The following is a 714-nucleotide window of genomic DNA, read 5'->3' on the forward strand; positions in this document are numbered from 1 at the left end:
GGCCGGGGGTCTGCTGGCCGAGTGGGTGCTCACCTTGGACGCCGCCACCCTCACCGGCGACGAGCAGCTCAACCTCATCACCCGGCTCGAAACCTGCAAGCGGTGGCTCGAAGCCGCACAGCTGGACGCCATGACCGCCTTCACCCGCACCCGCTCACGCGAGGCCCCGCCCGCCGCCCAGGTCTCGGCCGAGGAGGACGCCGCCGCCGAGATCGGCTGCGAACTCGGCATCCCGCCCGGCCTGGCCCGCGCCCGCCTCGACCACGCCCACCGACTCGGCACCGAATTCCCCGCCCTGCGCGAAGCGCTGAGGGCGGGGCGCATCGACGAGTACCGCACCCGCGTGGTCAGCGACGCCGCACCCACCGACTGGGACCCGGCCACCACCACCGCCTACGCCGCACGCATGCTGGCCACCATGGGCCACACCTCCGGCGTCAAGCTCAAGAACCTCGCCAAGAAGACGGTCCTGGAACTCGACCCCGCCCGCGCCGAAGAACGCAAGGCCCGCACCATCGCCATGCGCCAGGTCCGCATCGACCACGGCGAGGCCGCCCACGCCCCCGGCACCGGGTCGGTGTCCATCACCGACATCGACACCGTCGACGCCCTGGCCATCCACCAGCGCCTGGGCGCCATCGCCCGCGCCCTGCGCACCGACACCCCCGGCGCGGCCAACACGACCGCCGCCCAGAAGGAACTCACCCTCGACCA

At 73.2% G+C, this 714-nt stretch carries 1 protein-coding gene; it reads left to right on the plus strand.

Going from position 1 to position 714, the window contains the following annotated elements:
• On the plus strand, positions 1–714 hold a 714-nt coding region (locus ACFO4E_RS30090), incomplete at both ends, for a DUF222 domain-containing protein (RefSeq protein ID WP_378580734.1).

It is taken from the genome of Nocardiopsis mangrovi (assembly GCF_042653925.1).
In the GTDB taxonomy this organism is placed as follows: domain Bacteria; phylum Actinomycetota; class Actinomycetes; order Streptosporangiales; family Streptosporangiaceae; genus Nocardiopsis_B; species Nocardiopsis_B mangrovi.